Raw genomic sequence first — 3,074 nt, 5'->3', positions numbered from 1 at the left:
CGCACAAAGAAGCCGGACACATGATCGCAGTCGAACCGCCACTAAATCTTGCAACGTCAGATCTTGACCTCACCGGGCCGTCCACACATGGACAGAGTCCGAGCGTGAAGTCGCCGGTGGTCCAGCGTTTCGCGTAGAGATTGATCGGGTGACGCGCGGTAACATCGGTGGTGCTGGCGGCCAGGCACCACGGCTCCGGGCGGGGGTGAGGAACATGGGGTCAACACTGGAGATGCCAACCTGTGCAATGCCGAGCCTGCCGATCCCCGACCATACACGGTAAAATATGCTCCACTCCGATTGTGCCAAGTGCGCGTGGCGCGTCCGTCACATGTCAGCTTCGTGATATCTGTCCCGTCTGGTTTCATCGCTCTGCCACAGGACTGCAACGGACCTGTCATCAACCGTCGTTACAAACCGAAGTGTTCCGAACCCCGCGCAGCGGAGGCTCAACCGTTCAATACGCATGTTAGGACAACGACGATGCATAAGGCCCCGACGTTCCACCGACCCCGTCATCGCGTGATCCTGCTGTCCCTTTCCAGTTCGATCGCGCTGACGGTGGCCGCCCATGCGCAGGTCGTCGTCGCACCGCCGCCCAACCCGATCAACATCAAACTGATCAAGAAGATCGAGCGCGCCGAGCACGGCACCGGATCTGTGAGCCGCGAGGCGATCAGGGACACCAGCCCGGTCCAGAGCTTCCAGTCGGTGCTCCGTACGGTACCGGGGTTCACGGTGCGCAATACCAATCCCGGCAACCTGACAGCGGGCGACACGACCTTCACCTACGAGGGGTTTAACAGCGATCAGGTCGCGATGGAGTTTGACGGCGTGCCGATCATCAACGCGTTCCGCGGGGGCACCAATGGTCAGGGCGACGATCACTCGCTGACCCCGGTCGCCGCCGGCCAGTTCGACGGCGTCACCATCTACAGCGGCGCGAACTCACCCTCGGAAACCGGCATCAACGGACTCGGCGGCACGATCGACTATCACCCCGTCATGCCGAGTTCGAAATTTTACGCGACGATTTATGGACGGGGTGGCTCCTACGCCAGCAGTACGCAGGGAGGGCTCAACAGTGGCGGCTTTTCGATCAATTCGGGCACCATGAACGGCTCGGGTACAGAACTCTATGGCAATTTCGACCATTCAGATTATTCGAGTTATCTGAAGCATGTCTTCGCCGTCAACAACAACTCGTATCTTTCGGCGGTCCAGCCCTATGATCAGGGGCGCTCGCAATTCTCTTTCATCCTGATCAACAACGACGAGCGCGCCCAGCAACCGGTGACCGTGCCGCTCGCGCTGGCGCAGAAATACGGCAACGATTTTCAGTGGCCGATCAACGTCGCGAACAATCGCTCGACTTCGCGTTCGTTCACGACCATCGTGGGCTGGCGGTCGATCATCAATAACTACGTCGTTGCCCGGACCAAGCTGTTCTATACCCAGAACAACAACGACCGGACGGGCTACGGCAACGCCGAATACGCCCATGGCTACGAAGGTTATGAAATCTCGACGGCGGTCAAAAGCTACGCCAATCCGGCGGCCGACGGCATTCCCGACAATACCTACAATCCGACTGCGCTGTTCGGCAGCAGCGATAACGGCACGCAATACCAGCGCTATATCGACAATTTCAGCAATCTCGGCATCACGCCATCGCTGTCATTCCTGCTGCCGCACAACACCGTCACGGTTGGTGCGACCTACATCCATTCATACGACCGCAGCGCCGAATACTGGTATGGCGAGGGTGATGTACCGAGGATCGATGGATATAATGACGCCTGGGATGAGCACGATCAGCGCAATTATGCCGATATCTACATCCAGGATCACATCCGGCTGCTGAACGGCAAGCTGAGCATCACGCCGGGCATCAAATACTATTCCGTCCTCACCACCTGCAACGACATCAGTGGCTATTATTATGACTATGCCGGAACGGTGAAGAACAGGTTCAACTTTTCCGAGCCCTCATTCGGGGTAAGTTACGAGCTTGCCAAAAATCTCGATGTTTATGCCCACTACGGTCGGGTCTATAAACTACCGAACATCAGTGCCTACTATGCGGTGATTGGCAATGCGCCGACGCCCGGACTCGAACTGGTGCGGCCCGAATATGTCGACTCGGTCGATGCCGGCGTCCGTTATAATTTTGGCCGGTTCAAGACAAAACTCGCCTATTTCCGCCGGGCGTTCAGCAACAAGTTTGGCTACTACTACAATGACCAAACCGGCGAGACCTATCAGTACAATGTCGGGACGGCCCTGTATCAGGGAGCAACCGCATCGATCGATGCCGCCCTTACCGATACGCTGTCGACCTATGTGAATTATGATTATACGCTCGCCAAATACACGTCGAACTATCTCGCCGACGACGGCGCGAGCGTCTACAGTGGCGAACTGGTCGGCGGCGTTCCGCTCTACAACCTCAATTTCGGCATTCAGTACAAGAGGTCCGGCTTGCTCGCCAAACTGACCGATAATCTCGTCGGCCCCTGGCACATGAATACCGACCTCGGGTCACCTGCCGGCCTGCCGGCGGTTCATCCCTACAATATCGTCGACCTGAATGTCGGCTATAGCTGGAAGACCAAATCGCCGTATATCCATAAATGGACGTTCAACGTCTATGTCGACAATCTGTTCGACACGAACTACTACCCTTACGAATATCAGCAATTCAAAGGCGGCCCGGCGAGCGACCGCAATCCGGTCTACGTCGATACCGGCGCGCCGCTTTTCATTGGTGCCGGTCTGAAGCTCAAACTCTTCTAGTGCCGGACCTGACGACGATCGCCTCCGTCCGCGCGAAACCGCACGGGCGGACGCGTTGCACCGGACCGGCCCATCCGGCAACCTGCCAGTCTGCTACAAGGGGAGAAAATCGCGTGACCATCAGGCGGAAATTTTCTTTGGTTGGGCTCTGCGTCATGTCTGGAACGCCCCCGTCGCGCAAGGGTAAAAGTTGAACCTTGCCTATCCGGTTGTCACCCACATCCACTAAGGGCCTGAGCCTGAACAAGCGAGTCGGCGCAAAAGAATCGAAATCGGCA

General features: G+C 57.3%; 2 protein-coding genes. One reads left to right on the top strand and one right to left on the bottom strand.

Annotated features, from left to right (window positions below; genetic code table 11):
- The first annotated feature begins 483 nt into the window (after nucleotides 1–483).
- Nucleotides 484–2,796 (top strand): TonB-dependent receptor, encoded by a 2,313-nt coding sequence (locus ACP5E6_RS17695; RefSeq protein WP_427956479.1) that lies wholly within the window; start codon nucleotides 484–486, stop codon nucleotides 2,794–2,796.
- Here ACP5E6_RS17695 and ACP5E6_RS17690 read toward each other — a convergent pair.
- Nucleotides 2,783–3,074, bottom strand: a 292-nt coding sequence (locus ACP5E6_RS17690; RefSeq protein ID WP_427956477.1) for a hypothetical protein, incomplete at its 5' end; no start/stop codon positions are given. The two genes, ACP5E6_RS17695 and ACP5E6_RS17690, sit on opposite strands and share 14 nt — an antisense overlap.

Source organism: Acidiphilium sp. (assembly GCF_049977125.1).
Classification (GTDB): Bacteria; Pseudomonadota; Alphaproteobacteria; order Acetobacterales; family Acetobacteraceae; genus Acidiphilium.
This window is presented reverse-complemented; position numbering and strand designations above follow the sequence as displayed.

Bases quoted from the DNA above. Each gene is read 5' to 3' on its own strand.
- ACP5E6_RS17695 (WP_427956479.1), top strand. From the start codon at position 484: ATGCATAAGGCCCCGACGTTCCACCGACCCCGTCATCGCGTGATCCTG.